Genomic DNA, 18842 nt, shown 5'->3' with positions numbered 1-18842 from the left:
CTGGCTTTCGAATGGGTTTCATCGTCAGGCAATCCATGGTGAGACGCATGAGGAAACAGCGAGCGCTGTAACGTGGTCCGCTTGGGAAATCATGGTAAACACTGAACCGGATAAGGGTCCGGTATGAGCACGGAGCAGATGGCAGGCCTTCGCAAAACAAGCAAAGCGCTTGGCCGCTCCGATCGCTTGAGCGGAGCAATGCACTACGACGTATGCCCCGCGTCGAGGCAAGACGCAGGGCCCTGTTCGAAGGTCACACGCGAGGTCAAGCCGCTTGTCGCCCCCGCTCCTCGCCGACAAGGCGTGCATGCGCGTACACCCGGTCTCGTTCACCTGCCACGAGCGTGCGTTTGTGCGCGAGCGTCTGCCGGTGATATTTCGGGTCGCCCATCAGCTGTACGTATTCGCTGTGACGATGGCGCAAGTAGCGCTGGAAGAACTCCGCGCCCGGCAGGCCGCTGTCGAGCGCCATCAAAACGCCATAGTCGATCTCGCGCACATCGCCCAGGGTCTTGATGGCCGATTCGAGCGCGGCATAGCGTTGCGCCAGTGGAATGCTTCGCTCGCAGAGTGCATGAAAGCGCTGATAGGGCAGCACGTGTCCGTGCGATGCACAACGCCATAAAGCTTTCGCTAGCCGCTGACTAAGTTCCGTTTCCACGTTTCCTCCCGCTGGTTGAGCGGATCGTATGCGTGCGACAACTCCACCTTCATCCGGATCTGCAATGACGATGACCGATTGCCCTGGAATTCACCTGCAACGTCAGGAGATACGCGCGACATTCCACATCCAAGCGAGCCCTGCTTTGCGCATATCGCCAAGAAGCCGTGCTGATCTGAAGCGTGTCGTGTAATGCCGGCGATGTTTGAACGTAAGCGTCGCCCTATTGTGACTTCGTGACTTTCGCGACTCGTGCGGCTTGTGATGCACCGATAGATAACCACCCGTTTCCCGAGCTGGAACAATGCAAGCAATAGTTCCAGCAAGTAATCGACGATGCGAAACAGCTTTACGCAGAAGAGCCCTGCGCGCTGAAGCCCAGCCTGGCATGGAAAACGTCTAGGGACGCTGTTGTTTGACCGCTGTTGTTTGACATCAGGGCCGCGGTCCGAGGCCTGCAACTCGCTTACATGCTAGCAAACATACATCGGGAATCCAAGGAGAGTTTTCCGTAAGGAGACGTGCCTTGCACTTATTGCTTTCGCGCTTAAGGCCGCGATTTCACTTCGATTGCCGTGCAGGACGGTCCTCTACAGCACCGCCGTTAAAAGCGTAAGCCGAAAAATGCAATGCACCGTCCATGCATTCCTTAAGACTGGTTTAAGGCGAAGAGACTAAAACGTTTCTTGTGGCGCGAGCAAGCAATCGTCTCAATGCATCGGGAGGAGCGAACCGCGCGACGCTTCAGATCCGCACGTCCACGCGGATGGTCTGACCGGGCACCGCTTCATGCGCATCCCAACGGCGCTACAGGCGAGGTGATGACCATCCCATTCAGCCCGGCAGTCACATGCCGGGCTTTTTTTATGCCGGCCGCGCCGGCGCCGGGTCTTCCCGCATGCGCGCGCTGGCCGCCGGCAGATCGAAGCGAAACGTGGTGCCGTGCGGGCCGGTGTCGATCAGCCTGATCTGGCTGCCATTGAGTTGCAGCATGCGCTGCACGATGAGCAGGCCCAGACCGCCGCGATGTGTTCCGCCAGACGTGAATGGCCGCTGGAACAGCGCATCCTGCATGTCGGGAGGAATGCCGGGTCCGGTGTCGCTGACCGTGATGCAGACCCGTCCGCCCTCTTCGTCCACGTTGCCGAGCGTGACGTTCACGGCGCCCTGCGGCGGCGTATGACGGATCGCGTTGTCGAGCAGATTGGTGAGCACTCGTTCGATCATGCCGAGATCGCCCGTGACGCTGGGCAGCCGCGGCGCGAGGTGTGCATTCAGCTGCACGCTACGCGACTGGGCGGGCAACTCGAACTTTTCGAACACGTCCTGAAGAAGATCCGGCAGTGAAAAGACTTCACGCTCGAGCGCGACCATGCCATGTTCGAGCCGAGCCAGTTCGAACAGCGACTGCGCGAGATGACCGACCTTGGTGCTCTGCGCCAGCGCGATGGACAGATAGCGGCGGCGCTCGGCGGCGGCAAGGGACTCCGACTTGAGCGTCAGCGTTTCCAGATAACCATGCAGCGACGCGAGCGGCGTGCGCAGGTCATGCGAGATATTGGCGACCATCTCGCGGCGTTCGCGATCCTGCCGTCCCAACTCGCGCCATTGCTCGCCGATACGCGCCGCCATTTGCGCGAACGCGCTTTCCAGCACGACAATCTCGTCGCGTTCGTCTGCCACTACAGCCGCCGGCAACGCGGCAAGCGGCGGCTCGCCGGGCGCGGCGCTCGCATCGAAGCGGCGCATCGCTTCGGTCAGGCGCCGCAACGGCCGGGTCACGAGCCCGAACGCCACCACGCCGGCGACGAGCCCGAGCAGCGTGACGAGTCCCATCGACGCAAGCGTGGTACGCAGCACCGCACTCGCCGACGCCTTCGCCGCCAGCGCATCGTGCTGTTCGCCGAGCAGCACCACATACACATAACCGAACGGCGGCTGGCCCGCCACGCCCAGCGGCGCCGCGCTGAAGACCTTGCGCTTGTCCGCGCTGCGCGGATCGTCGCCGAGAATGGGCAACGCGTCGCCCTTCAGGAAACGTTCGATGGGCGCGAGATCGACACGTTCGCGTTTCAGATGGCCCGGCGGCGCATCGTCGGCGCGGATACGGCCCGTGTTGTCCAGCAGATAGACCTCGACGCTCGGGTTCACCACCATCAACTGGCTGAAGAGACGGCGCACCGCGGGCGCGTCGATATCCTTCGCGTCCGCCAGCGCGCCGTCGTGCGCAACATGCGTGGCGAGACTGCGCGACAGGCTCTGGATGACTTCCTTCTCGCGCAGGTCGCTCGCCCGGATCTGCAGCCACGCCGATGCGCCGCAGCACGCCAGAAGCAGTCCGCAGAACACTGCAAAGAGCCGTTGCGACAACGTGAGCTTCACGATGCGGCTCCCGGCTCGCCGGCGTTCTGTGCCGCAAGCTTGTAACCGTGTCCCCACACGGTGAGGATGCGATGAGGATCGGCCGCATCGCGCTCCACTTTTGCGCGCAGCCGGTTGATATGCGTGTTGACGGTGTGCTCATAACCTTCATGCCGATAACCCCACACGGCATTGAGCAGATCCATGCGCGAAAAGACCTTGCCCGGATGGCGCACGAAATGATGCAGCAGGTCGAATTCGCGCGGCGTGAGCTCGATGCGCGCACCATCGACCCAGGCTTCGCGCGCGAGCGGATCCATCGCGATGCCGGCGGCCTCGATGCGTCCCGCTTCGAGGCGCGAATCCTTCGCGACCGCATCGACGCGGCGCAGCAGCGCTTTCACGCGCGCCACGAGTTCCAGCACGGAAAAAGGCTTGGCGAGATAGTCGTCCGCGCCGAGTTCGAGGCCCAGGATGCGATGCACTTCGCTCGACCGCGCGCTGGTGATGATGATCGGCGTATAGCGCGTCATGGCGCGCGCGCGCCGGCAGATTTCGAGGCCGTCGACGCCCGGCAGCATCAGGTCGAGAATCAGCGCGTCCCAGCCGCCTTGTTCGAGCAGGCGCAGGCCTTCGGCGCCATCGGCGGAATGCACGACTTCATAGCGTTCGTCGCGCAGGTTGAGACTCAGCACGTCGGCGATATGCATGTCGTCTTCGACGATCAGAATGCGTTTCGGTTGGTCCATGGGAAGGTGCGTGGCGGATTGGCGCGAAACCGCATGACGATGAGGCGCGCCCTGCCGTCATTGTGCAGAAAAGCGCGCGGCCAAGTATCACATTTAATTTAACTTTCGGTGAGGACTCGGAGATGCGCGCGCGATTAGCATGAGGCCATTCCAGTCCACGACCAGGATCACGCCATGCCGACTCGCCGCCGCTTTCTCCTGACCGGCACCGCGGCCGCCGCCTCAGTTTTCGCGCTGTCGGGCCGCTTCCGCGCCCTCGCCGGCACGCCGCCGCAGGGTGCAGTGCAGGCTGCCGCGCCGGAGCGCTTCGAGATCGTCCACAGCGACGACGAATGGCGCCGCCTGCTGAACCCCGCGCAATTCGACGTGCTGCGCCGCGAAGGCACCGAGCGCCCCTATACCAGCCCGCTGAACGACGAACATCGCGCCGGCACCTTCAGCTGCGCGGGATGCCGGCTCGCGGTGTTTTCGTCGCAGACCAAGTTCGAGAGCCACACCGGCTGGCCGAGCTTCTGGGCGCCGCTCGATCACGCGGTCGCTACACGTCAGGACGGTTCGTTCGGCGTGTTGCGCACGGAAGTCCATTGCCGGCGCTGCGGCGGCCATCTCGGCCACGTGTTCGACGACGGCCCGAAGCCCACCGGACTGCGCTACTGCATGAACGGCGTGGCGATGACGTTCAATCCCGGCGCGGCCTGACGCGCTGTTACCCAAGAAACCTTTCTACGCGAGCTCATCATGTTGCTGATCGTGTTGGCCTATCTCGGCGGCGCGCTGACGATTCTCAGCCCGTGCATCCTGCCGGTCCTTCCTTTCGTGTTTGCGCGCGCGGATCAGTCGTTCGTGCGTAGCGGCCTGCCCCTGCTCGCTGGCATGGGCCTGACGTTCGCCGGCGTCGCGACGCTCGCCGCCGTGGGCGGCGGCTGGGTGACACAGGCGAACCAGTATGGCCGCTGGGCCGCCATCGCGCTGCTCGCCGTGTTCGGCCTGACGCTTTTGCTGCCGCGCTTCGCCGACCGCGTGATGCATCCGCTGGTCACGCTGGGCAACCGTCTGACGGCCTACGCGCAGCATGGCGACGGCAAGCCGGGCATCGGCGGCTCGGTGGTGCTCGGCATCGCGACGGGCCTGCTGTGGGCGCCCTGTGCCGGCCCGATCCTCGGCCTCGTGCTGACCGGCGCGGCGCTGCATGGCGCGAGCGTCGGCACGACCCTGCTGCTGCTCGCCTATGCGGCCGGCGCGGCGACTTCGCTGGCGGTGGCGCTGCTGATCGGCGGACGGGTGTTCGCGGCGATGAAGCGCTCGCTCGGCGCCGGCGAATGGGTGCGGCGCGGGCTCGGCGCGGCCATGCTGCTGGGCGTGGTCGCGATCGCACTCGGTCTCGATACGGGCGCACTCGCCCGCGTCTCGACCGTGGCCACCGCGGGCATCGAACAGCAGCTCGTCGACAAGTTCTCGAAGGGCAATGGCGCCATGATGATGTCGGCGCAGAAGCCTGCGCCTGTGCAGAAGCAGGACGCCGGCGAAGCACCGCAAGCGATGATGCGCGCCAGCACTGGCATGCAAAAAACCGCCGCGTCCGGCCTGCCTGTGGAAGGCGTGCTGCCGCCGCTGGATGGCGCGGTGCAGTGGCTCAATTCGCCGCCGCTCACCCGTGAAGCACTGCGGGGCAAGGTGGTGCTGGTCGATGTCTGGACGTACTCGTGCATCAACTGCCTGCGCACGCTTCCGTATGTGAAGACGTGGGCGCAGAAGTATCGCGATCAGGGCCTGGTCGTGATCGGCGTGCATGCGCCGGAGTTCGCCTTTGAGCGCAATATCGACAACGTGAAGAAGGCGACGCACGATCTCGGCATCGACTATCCGGTGGCCATCGACAACAACTACGCGATCTGGCGTGCGCTCGAGAATCAGTATTGGCCGGCCCATTACTTCGTCGATGCCAACGGCAACATCCGTTATCACCATTTCGGCGAAGGCGAATATGCGGAGTCCGAGCGCGTCATTCAGGAGCTGCTTGCCGAAGCGGGACATGGCGCGCCGCCGTCGGCTGCCATGACGGCCGCCCCGCAGCACGACGCCGCCGCCGGCCAGGGCGCGATGATGCAGGCCGACAACGCGGACATGCGCTCGCCGGAAACCTATGTCGGTTACGAACGGGCATCGCAGTTCATGTCGCCCGGCGGACAGACGCCCGATCGCCTGCACGATTACGCCGCGCCCAAGGCGCTCGATACCAACGACTGGGGCCTCGCCGGCGCCTGGAAGGTGGGCGCGGAGCATGCCACGCTGGAAGGCGCGTCGGGGCGCATCGTCTACCGCTTTCATGCGCGTGACCTGCATCTCGTGCTCGGGCCGTCCAAGGACGGCAAGCCGGTGCGGTTTCGCGTGAGCATCGACGGCGCGGCGCCCGGCGCATCGCACGGCAGCGACATTCAGGCCGACGGCAGTGGTACCGTGAAGGAACAGCGCCTGTATCAGCTCGTGCGGCAGACCGGTCCGGTTGCGGATCGCACGTTCACCATCGAATTTCTCGATCCCGGCGTCGAAGCCTACGCGTTCACGTTCGGTTGATTCCCGCATCAGCGGATACAGCGTGTGTCACCAGGAGCAGTCCATGTTGAAAACCAGCAAGTCTTTCAAGGTCGCGAGCGTGGCGGTGCTGTTCGCGGGCGCCTTTGCGTTGCAGCGTGTCGCGCATTCGAGCGAGGAAGCGGTAAAGATTCCGCCGCCCGCGCACGACGAGACCGCCGGCTCGGTGCATAGCGAAACCGCCGTGTTCGCCGGCGGTTGTTTCTGGGGCGTTCAGGGCGTGTTCCAGCACGTCCGCGGCGTCAAGGAAGTGATGTCCGGTTATGCGGGCGGCGCGGCGAACACAGCGCAATACGAGCGTGTCAGCGAAGGCGATACGGGTCATGCGGAATCCGTGCGTATCACCTACGACCCGGCGCAGGTCAGCTACGGCAAACTGCTGCAGATCTTCTTCTCGGTCGCGCACAATCCAACCGAACTCGACTATCAAGGCCCCGACCACGGCACGCAATATCGCTCGGCCGTGTTCCCGACGAATGCGGCGCAGCGCGAGATTGCCACCGGGTATATCGCGCAGCTCGACCGCGCGCATGCTTATGGCGGCAAGATCGTCACGCGGGTCGAGGACTACAAGGGCTTCTATCCCGCCGAAGGCTATCACCAGAACTATTTGACGGAGCACCCGGAAAGCCCGTATATCGCGATCAACGATCTGCCCAAGGTGGGCAACCTCAAGCAGATGTTCCCGGGTGTCTGGCGTCAGGACGCGGTGCTGGTGACGGTCGCGTCCAAGTAGGCGTCGAGCATGGCGAGCGCCTCGGGCAGGTTGCGGCGGCCGAAGCCGAGACGCACGTGCGCATCGCCATGATCGATCAGCGTGGAAGGCAACAGCAGTACGCCGGTCCGTTCGAGCAGTTCTGAACAGAAACGCGTGGCAGCGCCCTGCTTCAGGCGCACGAAGCCGATCGTCCCCGCGCGCGGGCGCTGCCATTCGACACGTTGCGCGTGACGCAGGAAGAAGTCGTCGAGCAGCCGGAGGTTGGCGCGCACGATCTCGAGGTTGCGCGCCAGCAGCGCGCCGCTATGCCGCACGGCAAGCGTTGCCAGATATTCGCTCGGCGCGCTGTTGCTGATGGTGAGATAGTCCTTGAACGTGCTCATGCGTTCGAGCACCTCGGCGCTGTGCGTCGCCACCCAGCCGAGCCGCAGGCCGGCCAGTCCGTGCGTCTTCGAAAGCGCACCTAGCGATACGGCGCGTTCATACACGTCGCAGGCGGCCGGCAGGCGATCGGCGGGATCGTGCTCCAGCCCGCGGTACACCTCGTCGCTGAACAGCCATAACTGATGCCGCCGGGCGAAATCGACGATCTGTTCGAACGCTTCGCGCGATGGCAAATATCCGGTCGGGTTGTGCGGCGCGCAGATCACGAGCGCGCGCGTGGCGGGCGTCACGAGTGTTTCCAGTGCGTCGATGTCAGGCGCCCAGCCATGCGTCTCGCGCGCCATCCACGCCGACACCCGCACGCCCGATGCCTCCGCCACCGAATAATGCGACTGGTAGCCGGGCATCTGGACGATCACGTGGTCGCCCGGCGCGAGCATCGACCTCATGAACGAATAGATGGCTTCCTGCGCGCCGGTATGCACGATGATCTGGTCCGCGCTCACGCTGTCATACAGCGACGCCAGTTCACGGCGCAATGCGGGCGCGCCGGGATACTCGGTATAGCTGAGCCAGGTGTCGCGGAGTCCGTCGAGCGCGTCCGGTTCGAATTCGAGCAGTTCGCCGACCGACATCGATTCCGGATCTGAACTGCACAGCAGATGGCGCGCGGTGAACTCGTGTTGCGCGAAGTAGCGTTCCAGCTTGAATGGCGTCGGTTGCATGATGCGTGGCTTGATCGGGTTCGAAGAAAGCCGTAGTCTGCGCGTTCGACAGGCCTTAACAAAGCTCATTTTGCTAATCCCGATCAAGGAACGCTAATGCTGGACTATGCCCTTTTGAACGCGCTGCTGGCCGTGGTCCGCACCGGCTCGTTCGAGCGTGCCGCGCGCGAACTCAGCATCACGCCATCGGCGGTATCGCAGCGGGTTAAGCTTCTGGAAGAGCGCGTCGGCAGTCTGCTCGTGCGGCGCGGTCAGCCCTGCGAGGCCACGGCGTCCGGTGCGCTGCTGTGTCGTCACACGGAACGCGTCCAGTTGCTCGAAGCGGAACTCGGCGGCCGCATGCCGGCCCTGCCCGGTACTTCAGGCGAACGGCGCGCGCGGCTGCGCATCGCCGTGAACGACGACAGCATGAGCACCTGGTTTCTCGCGGCGGCAGCGGAGTTTTGTGTCGAGCGGGAGGTGCTGCTGGATCTCGTCGTCGATGATCAGGATCACACGGCGCAGCGCATCCGCGATGGCGACGTGCAAGGTGCAGTGACGACGCTGGCCGAGCCCGTGCCCGGCTGGCGTTCCATGAAGCTCGGACGCATGCGTTATGGCGCAGTGTGCGCGCCTGCTTATTTCGCGCGGCATTTCGAGCGCGGTCTCACACGCGATGCCTTCCGTCAGGCGCCGTGCGTGAACTTCAACGACAAGGACGAGCTGCAGCGGCGTTTCATCCGGCGCGTGACGCGCGCGGACATCCATCCGCCCGCTCACGTGGTGCCGCACGGCGCGGGCTTCGTGAGCGCGTGTACCGCGGGCATGGCTCGGGGCATGTGCCCGCGGCGCCTGGTCGCGCGCGAACTGGAAAGCGGCGAATTGGTGGAGATGTCGCCGGGCGTGCGCTTCGATGTCGATCTGCACTGGCAAAGCTGGCGCCTGGCGGTGGGCTGGCTGGACGACTTCAGCGCGGTGCTGAAGCGTCATGCCAGGCTGTTACTCGACTGAGATTCGCCTGCGCGAGTTTCAGCGCTCGAGCGTTTCGAACGAGTCCACGCGATCCTTGTAGAACGCGAGATGGTCCTTGATCGCCGCGACCGCTTCATACGGCGTCTCGTAGGTCCACACCGCGTTGGCCGACTTCTGTCCACCCGCAGGAATGCTGTAATAGCTGCACTCGCCCTTGTAAGGGCAATAGGTGCTGTGTGGTGTGCGTTCGAGTTGCGCCATGTCCACATCCTTGCGCGGCACATAGAGCACTTCCGGATACGTACTCTCGCGAAGTCCGAGCGCTTCCGTCGTGTCCGCGATCACGCGGCCGCCTGCCTTGACGACGACGCGCAAGGGACTGCGTTCGATGGTGACCGGATGATCCGGTCCGGGAATCTTTACGGCTTTGTCCATGAGTTTCAGCCTCGCAGGGCGCGCCCAACGCGCGTGATCGAAATGATGGTAGCGCCCTCGCGTGATCCCTGCTCAAACGACTAAGGCGCAGCCGCGTTTCCGCGACTGCGCCTCGCCTGGCAGCCCCGCTGCCGGGGCAATGACGGATCAATGGCCGAAATAGACCGGCTTGGTGCCGTCGTTGTCCATCGGGCGCATCGAGCGCATGCCGGACGCCGACGTGCCGGCCCGCGTTCCGCCGTACGCATTCATATCGGCGTTATACCCATTGCCGTTCTGACGCTGCACACGGCCCTCCGCGGCCTGGATATCCTGCGGGTACGAAGTCTGATCCGACTGCGACGGGTCATAGCCCGCTGCTTCCACTTGCCGCAGATCCTGCTTCACCTGGGCGCGCGTCACGGTCGAATCGGATTGCGCGAATGAGAGGGCCGGCGCCACCACAACGGCGGCAATGGCCACGGCCTTGATCAAGGATTTCATGGTGATCCTCCGGTATGTAGACATCGCGCAGAGATTTTTCTGCGCGTGCTTCATACTCAGCATCGAGCGTGCCAGACCGCTAGGGAAATCCCTATGACGCCTTGCTCTCAACCAGCCTGACGAGCGTATGCAGTACGCGATTCGCCGGCGTCGGCACACCCAGCGCCTCGCCGCGCCGTACGATCAGACCATTCAGGTGATCGATCTCGCTGAGCTTGCCGCGCGCAAGATCCTGCGCCGTGGAGGAGAACTGGCTCGGCATGGTTTCCGCGATACGGCTCACTGCGGCATCCACGTCGCCGGGAATGGTCACGCCTTCGGCCTTTGCGACGGCCAGGCACTCATCTACCACGTCGCGCATCGTGCGCGTGACGCCCTCGCCCTGAACCAGCTTTCCATACGGCAATTGCGTGATCGCCGAGAGTGCGTTGTAAGCGCAATTCAGCACGAGCTTGGCCCAGAGCGCGCCGCGTACATTGTCTGATATCTCGGTGGGCACACCCGCCTCGATGAACGCGCGTGCCACTTCCTCGCTTCGTGTCGATGGCTCGATCACGAGTTCGCCGCGGCCGTGATGCCGGATATGTCCGGGACCGGCCATTTCGGACGCGACGTACACGACGGCGGCCGCCGCTTCCTGCGGCAGCATCTCACGCAGACGCGCCGCATTCTCGACGCCGTTCTGCAGCGAGAGCAACAACGCGTCGCGTTCGAGATGCGGCTCGAGTTCGCGAGCGGCGCTCTCGGTATCGGTGGACTTCACGCAGAAGAGCACGAGTTGCGCGCCCTGCACCGCGTTCGCGTGCGTGCTGGCCGCGACGTGCACGCGCTCGTCGAACTGTTGCGTGTCGAGCCGCAGTCCTTCACGTTCGATCGCCTCGACATGTTGCGGCCGCGCGATCAGCACGACCTCGTGACCCGTGCGCGCCAGCATGCCGCCGTAATAACAACCGACCGCGCCCGCGCCCATCACCGCGACTTTCATCTCGCCTTCTCCTCATTGCATGGCGTTGCATTGGCTCGCCACGGTAACACAGCGAAGCGGCCGGTCCACGCGCAACGCTAGCGAAGATGCGCAAACGCTTGCGCTTGTCGAAGCAAATCGCGTGATGTTGGCTATCGTCGCAACTTTGTGTGCGGACGCACCATAGTCAGTCGAATTCGCGGTGAACCATATTGTTAAATCAGGCCATACGGATATACGCTTCTTTCAGTGGATTGACGATGCCGTCCGCAGGGGAGCCGAGCGCCAGAATCTGGCCGCATTCGGAAGCGCATCGTCGACAGTGATCCCGGGGATCAATACACGGCAGGCCGCAGGGCAGGCACGTCGCGGGCGCATGGAAGCGCAGGGAAGGGCGCGGGGTGCACGCTGCCGGAATTCGAAAAGGCGCGGATCAACCGTTCGGGGATGAGCGGCCGGAAGCCTTGAAGCGTGGGCGATTTCACGAGAACAAAAAACATGAATCATGGTTATGAAGCATCGCTCGTCAAGCGCGTGGTGAATCAACTCGTCGCAAGCATCGTGAACGGTGAATACCAGGACCATGTCCTGCCGCCGCAAGTGCTGCTTTCGAAGAAGCACGGCGTGAGCCGCACCATCATGCGCGAAGCGCTGAGCGTGCTGATCTCGCGACGCATGCTCGACGTGCGGCCCAAGACCGGCACGCGCATCAAGCCGGTCAGCGAATGGCTCGTGATGGATGCCGAGGTTGCCGAATGGCGTCTGCGCGTCCAGCCCGATACGGACTTCGTGCGCCGCCTCATGGAGTTCCGCACACTGGTCGATCCGCCCGCCGCCGCGCTGGCTGCGACCCGCGCGAACCGCCATCAACGCATTGCCATCAACGCGGCGTTCCAGAAGCTGCTGCACACGAGCCCGACCGAAGCGCTGCAATCCACGGCGGAGGATGCCTTGCAGGCCGCCATCGTCGATGCCAGCGGCGACGAGTTGCTGCGGCAGATGGGTTGCGTCGTGCGCATCGGCATCAAGACGATGAAGGCGGCGCTGCGCACGCAGCCGCATGCGCTGCCACGCGTGCCGGAGAGCCAGCTCGGCGAATATGGCCGGCTCGTGCGCGCGATCGAACTCAATGACAGCGAGGCCGCCCGCGAGGCCATGACGCAAGTGCTCGCGCGCAGTGCTTCGCTGTGGACCGAAGAGCTCGTCTGACACGTTCTCGTCTGACACCCGCTAGCAAGCTGTTCTTCCCGCACTGCCGCAAAGACGCTCCTGCAAGCCGGGAGCGCATCTTGCGCGACTCTACGAGCCCTGGGTCAGCGCTTTCGCCTCGCATGCGCCGTTCGCGTGACTAAAATGAGTGAAGCCCCGGGTGAAGCTTCGCGTGCGAGGACGCATGCGCGTCCGCCCTGCGGTGCGCTCGTGCGCTGACGTACGTTCAAGACACGGAGGCAGGAATGGCAGAACTCGACAAGGAACAGGTCGTCGGCGTCCTGAACCGGATTCTCGAATCCGAACTCGCAGGCGTCGTGCGCTATACCCACTACTCGTTTCTGGTGTTCGGCTTCGGCCGTATTCCCATCGTGTCGTGGTTGCGCGCACAAGCCGACGAGTCGCTGATGCATGCGCATCAGGCCGGCGAATGGATCACCACGCTCGGCGCGTATCCGTCGCTGACCATCGGACCGCTGCTCGATACCCACACGTTCGACATCTCCACCATCCTTCGCGAATCGCTACAGTCCGAGCAGGTTGCGCTCGGTCACTATCGCGAATTGCTGCGGATTGTGGAAGACCGGTCGGTCGCGCTGGAGGAATATGCGCGGCAGATGATCCAGGTCGAAGAGCTGCATGCGGGCGAAGTCGACAAGATGCTGCGCAGGCCCGGTGAAGTGGATACCACGCCCGAGCGCCGCACGGGCCGCCACTGAGCAATGCCTTTCTGAAAACACAAGCTGAAACAACAAGCGCCGGCGCCGCTTGCAGCGGCCGGCGCTTTCAGGATGCCAGGTGAACGACGCTTACTTCGGCTGCGCGACCGTGCGCAGATAAGGCTTCAGTGTCTTGAAGCCGTCCGGGTATTTCTTCTTCGCATCGTCGTCCGACACCGAAGTGGGGATGATCACGTCATCGCCCGGCTTCCAGTTCACCGGCGTGGCCACCGTATGCTTGGCGTTGAGTTGCAATGCATCGAGCAGACGCAGCACTTCGTCGAAGTTGCGGCCCGCGCTCATCGGATACGTGAAGGTCGCCTTCACCTTCTTGTCCGGACCGATCAGGAACACGGCGCGAATCGTTGCATTGTCGTTGGCGGTGCGCGGGCTGCCGCCGCTCGCGTTCGGATGGATCATGTCGTAGAGCTTCGCGACATTCAGATCCGCGTCGCCGATCATCGGATAGTTGACCGCGCTGCCCTGCGTCTCTTCGATATCCTTCGCCCATTGCGCGTGATTCGTGACGGGGTCGATGGAAAGACCGATAACCTTGGTATTGCGCTTGTCGAATTCGGGCTTGAGCTTCGCCATGTAGCCAAGCTCGGTGGTGCAGACCGGTGTGAAGTCCTTCGGATGCGAGAACAGGATCGCCCAGTGGTCGCCAATCCACTCGTGAAAGCGGATCGTGCCTTCGGTCGTTTCTGCCGTGAAATCGGGCGCTTCATCACCAATGCGAATAGCCATATCAAATCTCCACATATAGAAAGAACCGGTGAACATTCTGCATGCGGCAAGAATGGTTTCCGGGTTGAAACACTGAAAATGCCACAGTCACGCCGATTATAGTGCGCGACGCCGGGCCCGCGCTCCCGGCTCCCAAAGCCCTTGCGCTTCGTGTGGCCTTGTGTCACTGCGCTTCAATGTGAACGCCCGTGTCGTCGCGGCACATTTCCTGCTGCCCCGGTGCTGTTTTGCAGACCTTCCGACGAAGCGTCGCTCGAAATCGACGGTGAAATCTGCTATTACGGAACGACGCCAATCGCTGAAGCGTGGGTTGGCGGGAAGTAGCAGGACCGCGCAAGATCCCGCATTCGAACAGGCGGACAGCCTTCGCCGTGCCAACGGGCGCGGCCGCCCTGCCGCCGCACAGGAGGCGATCGTGACTGTCATGCAAAGAAAATCCATCGCTACGCTGCAGGACGAAGCGGACGCGACCGACGACGCCATGCAGGAACACGGCGGCCATGCGCTGAAACGCTCGCTCAGCTCGCTGGATGTCGTGATGCTGGGCATAGGCTGCATCATCGGCGCGGGCATCTTCGTGCTGACGGGCCATGCCGCCGCCACCAACGCCGGCCCGGCGATCATTCTGTCCTTCGTGCTCGGCGCCATCGTATGTGCGCTGGCGGGACTCTGTTATGCCGAGATGGCCTCCACGGTGCCGGTATCCGGCAGCGCCTATACCTACGCCTACGCCACGATGGGCGAATTGATCGCCTGGCTCATCGGCTGGGATCTGATCCTCGAATATGCAGTGGGCGCGACAACCGTTGCGATCGGATGGTCGGGTTATGTCGTGAGCTTCCTGCATTCACTCGGCATCGACATACCCGCGCAGTTCGCGGGTGCGCCCTTCTCGTACGAACCCGGACACGGCTGGAGCCATGCGGGCGCGGTGCTCAACATTCCCGCGATGCTGATCGTCGGACTGATCACGATCCTGCTCGTGATCGGCATACGCGAGTCGGCGCGCGTGAACAGCTTCATCGTCATCATCAAGGTGCTGATCGTGCTGGCCTTCATCGGCGCGGGCATCGCCTATGTCGACACGGGCCACTGGGTCACCGCGAAGAATCCGACCGGTGCGTTCATTCCGCCCAACACCGGCGAATCCGGCGTGTTCGGCATGAGCGGCGTGCTGCGGGGCGCGGCCGTGGTGTTCTTTGCCTATATCGGCTTCGATTCGGTATCGTGCGTCGCGCAGGAGACCAAGAATCCGAAACGCGACATGCCGATCGGCCTGCTCGGCTCGCTCACCATCTGCACGATTCTTTATGTGCTCGTGTCCTACGTGCTCACGGGCATCGTGCCCTATGACAAGCTCAACGTCTCGGACCCGATCGCGGTGGGCGTCGATGCCATCGGCATGCGCTGGCTCTCGCCCATCGTCAAGCTCGGGGCGATCTTCGGCCTGACCTCGGTGATCCTCGTGCTGCTGCTGTCCCAGCCGCGCATCTTCTATTCGATGGCGAGAGACGGCCTGCTGCCGCCGTTCGCGTCGAAGATTCATTCGCGCTTCCACACGCCCTACATCACGACCATCATCACGGGCGTCATCGTGATGGTTCTCGCGGGGCTGCTGCCTATCGGGCTGGTCGGCGAACTCGTGAGTATCGGCACGCTGTTCGCCTTCATGGTGGTCTGCATTGGCGTGCTGGTGCTGCGCATCACGCAGCCCGAGCTGAAACGCTCGTTCAAGACGCCGGCCGTGTATGTGGTCGCGCCGCTGGGCGCGTTGTCGTCGCTGTTCCTGATGTCGGGACTGCCGGCCGATACCTGGATCCGGCTCGTGGTGTGGATGGCGATCGGCGTCGTCATCTATTTCGTCTACGGCATCCGTCACAGCAGACTGCGCGATCAGCGCGGCGCGCAGCCGGCGCGTCATTGACACAGCAAAGAGCCGCCCTTGCAGGCGGCTCGATTGTTTCGCGCATCGAAAGCGCTCAATACATCGCGTAGATGAAATTCGACACCTGTTGCGTCGCCTCATCGGTGGCGCGCAGTTCTGCGGCCATGCTGCGCCATTCCGGTTCGAGCGCCGCGAGCGAATCGAGCCCCTGGCGCCTCCAGATGTCCACGAGCGAGGCGATCATGTCGTCCTCGCTCACGATGGGCTCAGGCTCGAAGACATCCTGCAGATAGGACGCGCAGTCGGCGTCGAAGGCCGTGGGAATAAAGCCTTCGACTTCCGGCTTCAAGGCCGCGAGCCGTGCGGCGAAGAACTGGTTCAGGTCGGCATCAGTCAAGTTCATACTCCTTCTTCCAGGATTCATCCATCTCGACAGCAGCCTGCTCGTCGCGATAGAGGATGTAGTTGCCCAGCACGAGCGCGTCGATCTCGGTGCGCATGAAACAGCGGTAAGCGTCCTCGGGCGTGCAGACGATAGGCTCGCCGCGCACGTTGAACGACGTGTTCACGAGCACCGGGCAGCCGGTGAGTTCATCGAACGCGCGCAGCACGGAGAACATGCGCGGATTGACGTCCTGCGTCACCGTCTGGATGCGCGCGCTGTAATCGACGTGCGTGATTGCGGGCACGTCGCTGCGCACCGCGTTGACGATCTCCAGCATGTCCTCCGGATCAGCGGCGTCCTTCGGCGTGATACGGCGCGCCTCTTTCACGGGCGCGACGAGCAGCATGTAGGGACTGTCGGCGTCGAGGTCGAACCAGTCGCCCGCGCGCTCCTTCAGCACGATGGGCGCGAACGGGCGGAACGATTCGCGGAACTTGATCTTCAGGTTCATGCGCGACTGGGTATCGGCGGCGCGCGGATCGCCGAGGATGGACCGTGCGCCCAGCGAACGCGGGCCGAATTCCATGCGCCCCGAGAACATGCCGACGATCTTCTCCTGCGCCAGCAGCGACGCCACCTGCCGCGCGCCCTCTTCAGCCTCCGGCAGCGCATGGAACACGGCGCCTTGACGCTGCATGAAGGAGAGGACTTCATCGTCGCGATACGCCGGGCCGATGAAACTGCCGCTTTGCGCATCGCCCTGCGGCGCGAGTACAGGACGGGTTCCGCCGAGCACGTTGAAGTCCGCGAGACAGGCCGCGCCGATGGCGCCGCCCGCATCTCCGGCGGCGGGCTGGATCCAGATTTCGTCGAAGATGCCCTCGCGCAGGATCTTGCCGTTGGCGACGCAATTAAGCGCCACGCCGCCCGCCAGGCACAGCTTGCTCGCGCCGGTGAGTTGCCTGATCCCGTAACACAGCTTCACCATGACTTCCTCGGTGACGGCCTGGATCGATGCCGCGAGGTCCATCTCGCGCCGCGTGATGCGCGATTCGGGCGTGCGCGGCGGACCGCCGAACAGCTCATGGAAGCGTGCGTTGGTCAGCGCGAGGCCGCGATGGTAGTCGAAGTAGTCGAGGTCGAGACGGAACGAACCATCCGCCTTGATATCGATCAGATGCTGGCGGATCTTGTCGGCATAGACCGGCTTGCCATAGGGCGCGAGGCCCATCAGCTTGTATTCGCCGCTGTTGACCTTGAAGCCGCAATAGAACGTAAAGGCGCTATAGAGCAGCCCGAGCGAATGCGGATAGCGGATTTCCTTGAGGATATCGAGCTTCGAACCGCTGCCGAAGCCGAGGCTCGTCGTGGACCATTCGCCGACTCCGTCCACGCACAGCACCGCCGCGTCCTGGAATGGCGAGGGAAAGAACGCCGAGGCTGCATGCGAGTAATGATGCCGTGAGAAGTAGATCGGCACGTCGTCGCACGCGAGCATCGCGCGGATCTGTTCCTTGAAGTACGGCTTGACGCCGAAGAACGATTTGACGGCCTTCGTGAAGAACGCCTGCGACTCGGGCGCGAAGGCAATCGACGAGCGGATGATGCGGTCGGCAGTCAGCGCAGGATCGTCATAGAACGCGATAGCCGAGAGATCCGTGCCGTCGATCTCCGCCTCTTCGAGACAGTAGTTGATCGCGCCCGCCGGAAAGCCCGGATCGTGGCGCTTGCGCGTGAAGCGCTCTTCCTGCGCCGCCGCGACGATCTCGCCGTCCTTGAGGATTGCCGCCGCCGAGTCGTGATAGAAGGCCGAAATGCCGAGTACGTAGCGTGCCATTGTCATTATCCGATGATGTTTCGAAGCTGATTGGCCAAGGCTTCCCCGACCGCCCGGTGCGCGAGCGGTGTCATGTGCACGTCGCCGCGAAAACGGAAGCCGCGGCGCGTTTCGTCGTCGAACTTCCACAGGTCGTCCACGACGTGATGCACCGGCACGCCGCACTCGGCCGCCAGTTCGTCGAAACGCTTGCGCACGCCCGCATAACTCGCGGTCTTCTCGACGTACTGATACACCGGCAGCACGGCGATCAGCACCGGTACCTTCACTTCGGCGCTCCAGTGCAGCAGGATCGCGCGCAGCAGCTTCCACGCGTGACTGTCGGGCGAGTCGTATTCGGGCAAGGGCTGGAAGCGCGTGAGCTTCTGCACCTTGTCCTTGAACTCCGGTCCCATGCCGTTCACCATCTGGCGCGCCTTGGAGAACAGGCCGCCGCCCGGCGCGGGCGACTGATCGGCCTCGCAATGAAACGGCTGCGGCACGGGCACGCCCTGCAGGTCGATCGCGCCGCACTCCGACAGCTCGAACCACGGCTTCGGCACATAGAGCGGCGCGCCTTCGCGATCCGACCATTCGCGATGCTTCATCACGTTGCGCTGGATGTTCTCCACCAGCACGCTGATGACCACGGCATCGAAGTCGATCTTCTTCGCGAACTCGCGATACACCAGGTATTGCTGATCGGTACCGCTGCCGGACAGTCCGAAGTTGAGCACTTCCGTATCGGGCAGGTTGTCTTCCAGCACGTCGGAATAGCGCTTGCCGTTGCTGACGCCGTCGCCTGCCGTGAAGGAATCGCCGAACACGAGTACACGGCGCGCGCGATTCTTCTGCGGTGTCGCTTCGTGATTGCAGCGAAAGCCCGCGCCGTTCGTCTTGACGAGATAGCCGCCGCCCTCATGCGGTATCCGCAGCTTCAGACCCGGCACGAAGCGATATCCCAGCATCTCGTCGTACTGCATCAGCTGCCGGTGCAAGGGCGGCGCTTCTGCGCGTGCATTCATCGGTCTCTCCCGTTCGCCCGTGGGCGTCGTTGC

The 18842-nt window shown here is 63.5% G+C and carries 18 protein-coding genes; 7 read left to right on the top strand and 11 right to left on the bottom strand.

The annotated features are described in order from the left end of the window. Window positions 1-265: 265 nt before the first annotated feature. The 3 genes from QCE62_RS30485 to QCE62_RS30475 form a co-directional block, all read right to left on the bottom strand. Window positions 266-598: a hypothetical protein gene (locus QCE62_RS30485; protein WP_309926310.1), complete on the bottom strand. Its 333-nt coding sequence runs from the start codon at window positions 596-598 to the stop codon at window positions 266-268. A gap of 927 nt (window positions 599-1525) precedes the next feature. Further along, window positions 1526-3043, bottom strand: coding sequence for a HAMP domain-containing sensor histidine kinase (locus tag QCE62_RS30480; RefSeq protein ID WP_309926309.1), 1518 nt, complete (start codon window positions 3041-3043; stop codon window positions 1526-1528). Beyond that, on the bottom strand, window positions 3040-3771 hold the full coding sequence (locus QCE62_RS30475) for a response regulator transcription factor (protein ID WP_309926308.1): 732 nt from the start codon (window positions 3769-3771) through the stop codon (window positions 3040-3042). Before QCE62_RS30475 ends, QCE62_RS30480 begins: the two co-directional genes overlap by 4 nt. Before the next feature lie 174 nt (window positions 3772-3945). Between QCE62_RS30475 and msrB the strand changes: the two genes are divergently transcribed. Genes msrB through msrA form a run of 3 tightly spaced genes read left to right on the top strand, consistent with a single transcriptional unit; the run spans window position 3946 to window position 7099 of the window. Beyond that, on the top strand, window positions 3946-4470 hold the full coding sequence (msrB, locus tag QCE62_RS30470) for a peptide-methionine (R)-S-oxide reductase MsrB (RefSeq protein ID WP_309926306.1): 525 nt from the start codon (window positions 3946-3948) through the stop codon (window positions 4468-4470). A 39-nt stretch (window positions 4471-4509) separates the two neighbouring features. Beyond that, window positions 4510-6345 (top strand): cytochrome c biogenesis protein DipZ, encoded by a 1836-nt coding sequence (locus tag QCE62_RS30465; protein WP_309926304.1) that lies wholly within the window; start codon window positions 4510-4512, stop codon window positions 6343-6345. 43 nt (window positions 6346-6388) lie between these two features. After that, window positions 6389-7099 carry a peptide-methionine (S)-S-oxide reductase MsrA gene (msrA, locus tag QCE62_RS30460; protein WP_309926302.1) on the top strand — a complete coding sequence of 237 codons (711 nt, stop codon included), beginning with the start codon at window positions 6389-6391 and terminating at the stop codon, window positions 7097-7099. Here msrA and QCE62_RS30455 read toward each other — a convergent pair. Beyond that, complete coding sequence (locus tag QCE62_RS30455) at window positions 7063-8190, bottom strand: aminotransferase class I/II-fold pyridoxal phosphate-dependent enzyme (protein ID WP_309926299.1); 1128 nt, start codon at window positions 8188-8190, stop codon at window positions 7063-7065. The two genes, msrA and QCE62_RS30455, sit on opposite strands and share 37 nt — an antisense overlap. A gap of 96 nt (window positions 8191-8286) precedes the next feature. Here QCE62_RS30455 and QCE62_RS30450 point away from each other — a divergent pair, with 96 nt between their 5' ends. Beyond that, window positions 8287-9180 (top strand): LysR family transcriptional regulator ArgP, encoded by an 894-nt coding sequence (locus QCE62_RS30450; protein ID WP_309926297.1) that lies wholly within the window; start codon window positions 8287-8289, stop codon window positions 9178-9180. 18 nt (window positions 9181-9198) lie between these two features. Here QCE62_RS30450 and QCE62_RS30445 read toward each other — a convergent pair whose 3' ends face one another. From QCE62_RS30445 to QCE62_RS30435, 3 genes are all read right to left on the bottom strand, one after another. Next, window positions 9199-9576: a DUF427 domain-containing protein gene (locus QCE62_RS30445; RefSeq protein WP_309926296.1), complete on the bottom strand. Its 378-nt coding sequence runs from the start codon at window positions 9574-9576 to the stop codon at window positions 9199-9201. 147 nt (window positions 9577-9723) lie between these two features. Continuing rightward, window positions 9724-10059 carry a DUF4148 domain-containing protein gene (locus QCE62_RS30440; protein ID WP_309926294.1) on the bottom strand — a complete coding sequence of 112 codons (336 nt, stop codon included), beginning with the start codon at window positions 10057-10059 and terminating at the stop codon, window positions 9724-9726. 91 nt (window positions 10060-10150) lie between these two features. Then, window positions 10151-11044, bottom strand: a complete 894-nt coding sequence (locus QCE62_RS30435) for a ketopantoate reductase family protein (RefSeq protein WP_309926291.1) — start codon at window positions 11042-11044, stop codon at window positions 10151-10153. Window positions 11045-11521: 477 nt separating this feature from the next. Here QCE62_RS30435 and QCE62_RS30430 point away from each other — a divergent pair, with 477 nt between their 5' ends. Next, complete coding sequence (locus QCE62_RS30430) at window positions 11522-12232, top strand: FCD domain-containing protein (RefSeq protein ID WP_309926289.1); 711 nt, start codon at window positions 11522-11524, stop codon at window positions 12230-12232. Between the two features lie 245 nt (window positions 12233-12477). Then, a complete protein-coding gene (locus tag QCE62_RS30425; RefSeq protein WP_309926287.1) occupies window positions 12478-12951 on the top strand; it encodes a ferritin-like domain-containing protein in 474 nt (157 codons plus the stop codon). A gap of 90 nt (window positions 12952-13041) precedes the next feature. Here the strand turns inward: QCE62_RS30425 and QCE62_RS30420 are convergent, their stop codons facing one another. Then, window positions 13042-13698, bottom strand: coding sequence for a peroxiredoxin (locus tag QCE62_RS30420; RefSeq protein ID WP_309838052.1), 657 nt, complete (start codon window positions 13696-13698; stop codon window positions 13042-13044). 424 nt (window positions 13699-14122) lie between these two features. Between QCE62_RS30420 and QCE62_RS30415 the strand changes: the two genes are divergently transcribed. Next, window positions 14123-15622 carry an amino acid permease gene (locus tag QCE62_RS30415; protein ID WP_309927509.1) on the top strand — a complete coding sequence of 500 codons (1500 nt, stop codon included), beginning with the start codon at window positions 14123-14125 and terminating at the stop codon, window positions 15620-15622. Window positions 15623-15677: 55 nt separating this feature from the next. On the opposite strand, the gene QCE62_RS30410 is transcribed toward QCE62_RS30415, so the two are convergent. From QCE62_RS30410 to QCE62_RS30400, 3 genes are read right to left on the bottom strand one after another with little or no spacing between them, the layout of a single operon-like run. Beyond that, window positions 15678-15980 carry a hypothetical protein gene (locus tag QCE62_RS30410; RefSeq protein WP_309926285.1) on the bottom strand — a complete coding sequence of 101 codons (303 nt, stop codon included), beginning with the start codon at window positions 15978-15980 and terminating at the stop codon, window positions 15678-15680. Further along, the gene (locus QCE62_RS30405; RefSeq protein ID WP_309926283.1) at window positions 15973-17805 is read right to left on the bottom strand and encodes a carbamoyltransferase; all 1833 of its coding nucleotides are present in this window, start codon (window positions 17803-17805) and stop codon (window positions 15973-15975) included. Before QCE62_RS30405 ends, QCE62_RS30410 begins: the two co-directional genes overlap by 8 nt. 5 nt (window positions 17806-17810) lie before the next feature. Then, window positions 17811-18809: an SGNH/GDSL hydrolase family protein gene (locus tag QCE62_RS30400; protein ID WP_309926281.1), complete on the bottom strand. Its 999-nt coding sequence runs from the start codon at window positions 18807-18809 to the stop codon at window positions 17811-17813. Between the last annotated feature and the right edge of the window lie 33 nt (window positions 18810-18842).

The organism is Caballeronia sp. LZ033, from assembly GCF_031451265.1.
In the GTDB taxonomy this organism is placed as follows: Bacteria; Pseudomonadota; Gammaproteobacteria; order Burkholderiales; family Burkholderiaceae; genus Caballeronia.
Note: the sequence above shows the minus strand (reverse complement) of the source record. Positions and strands in the feature narration are given on the sequence as shown.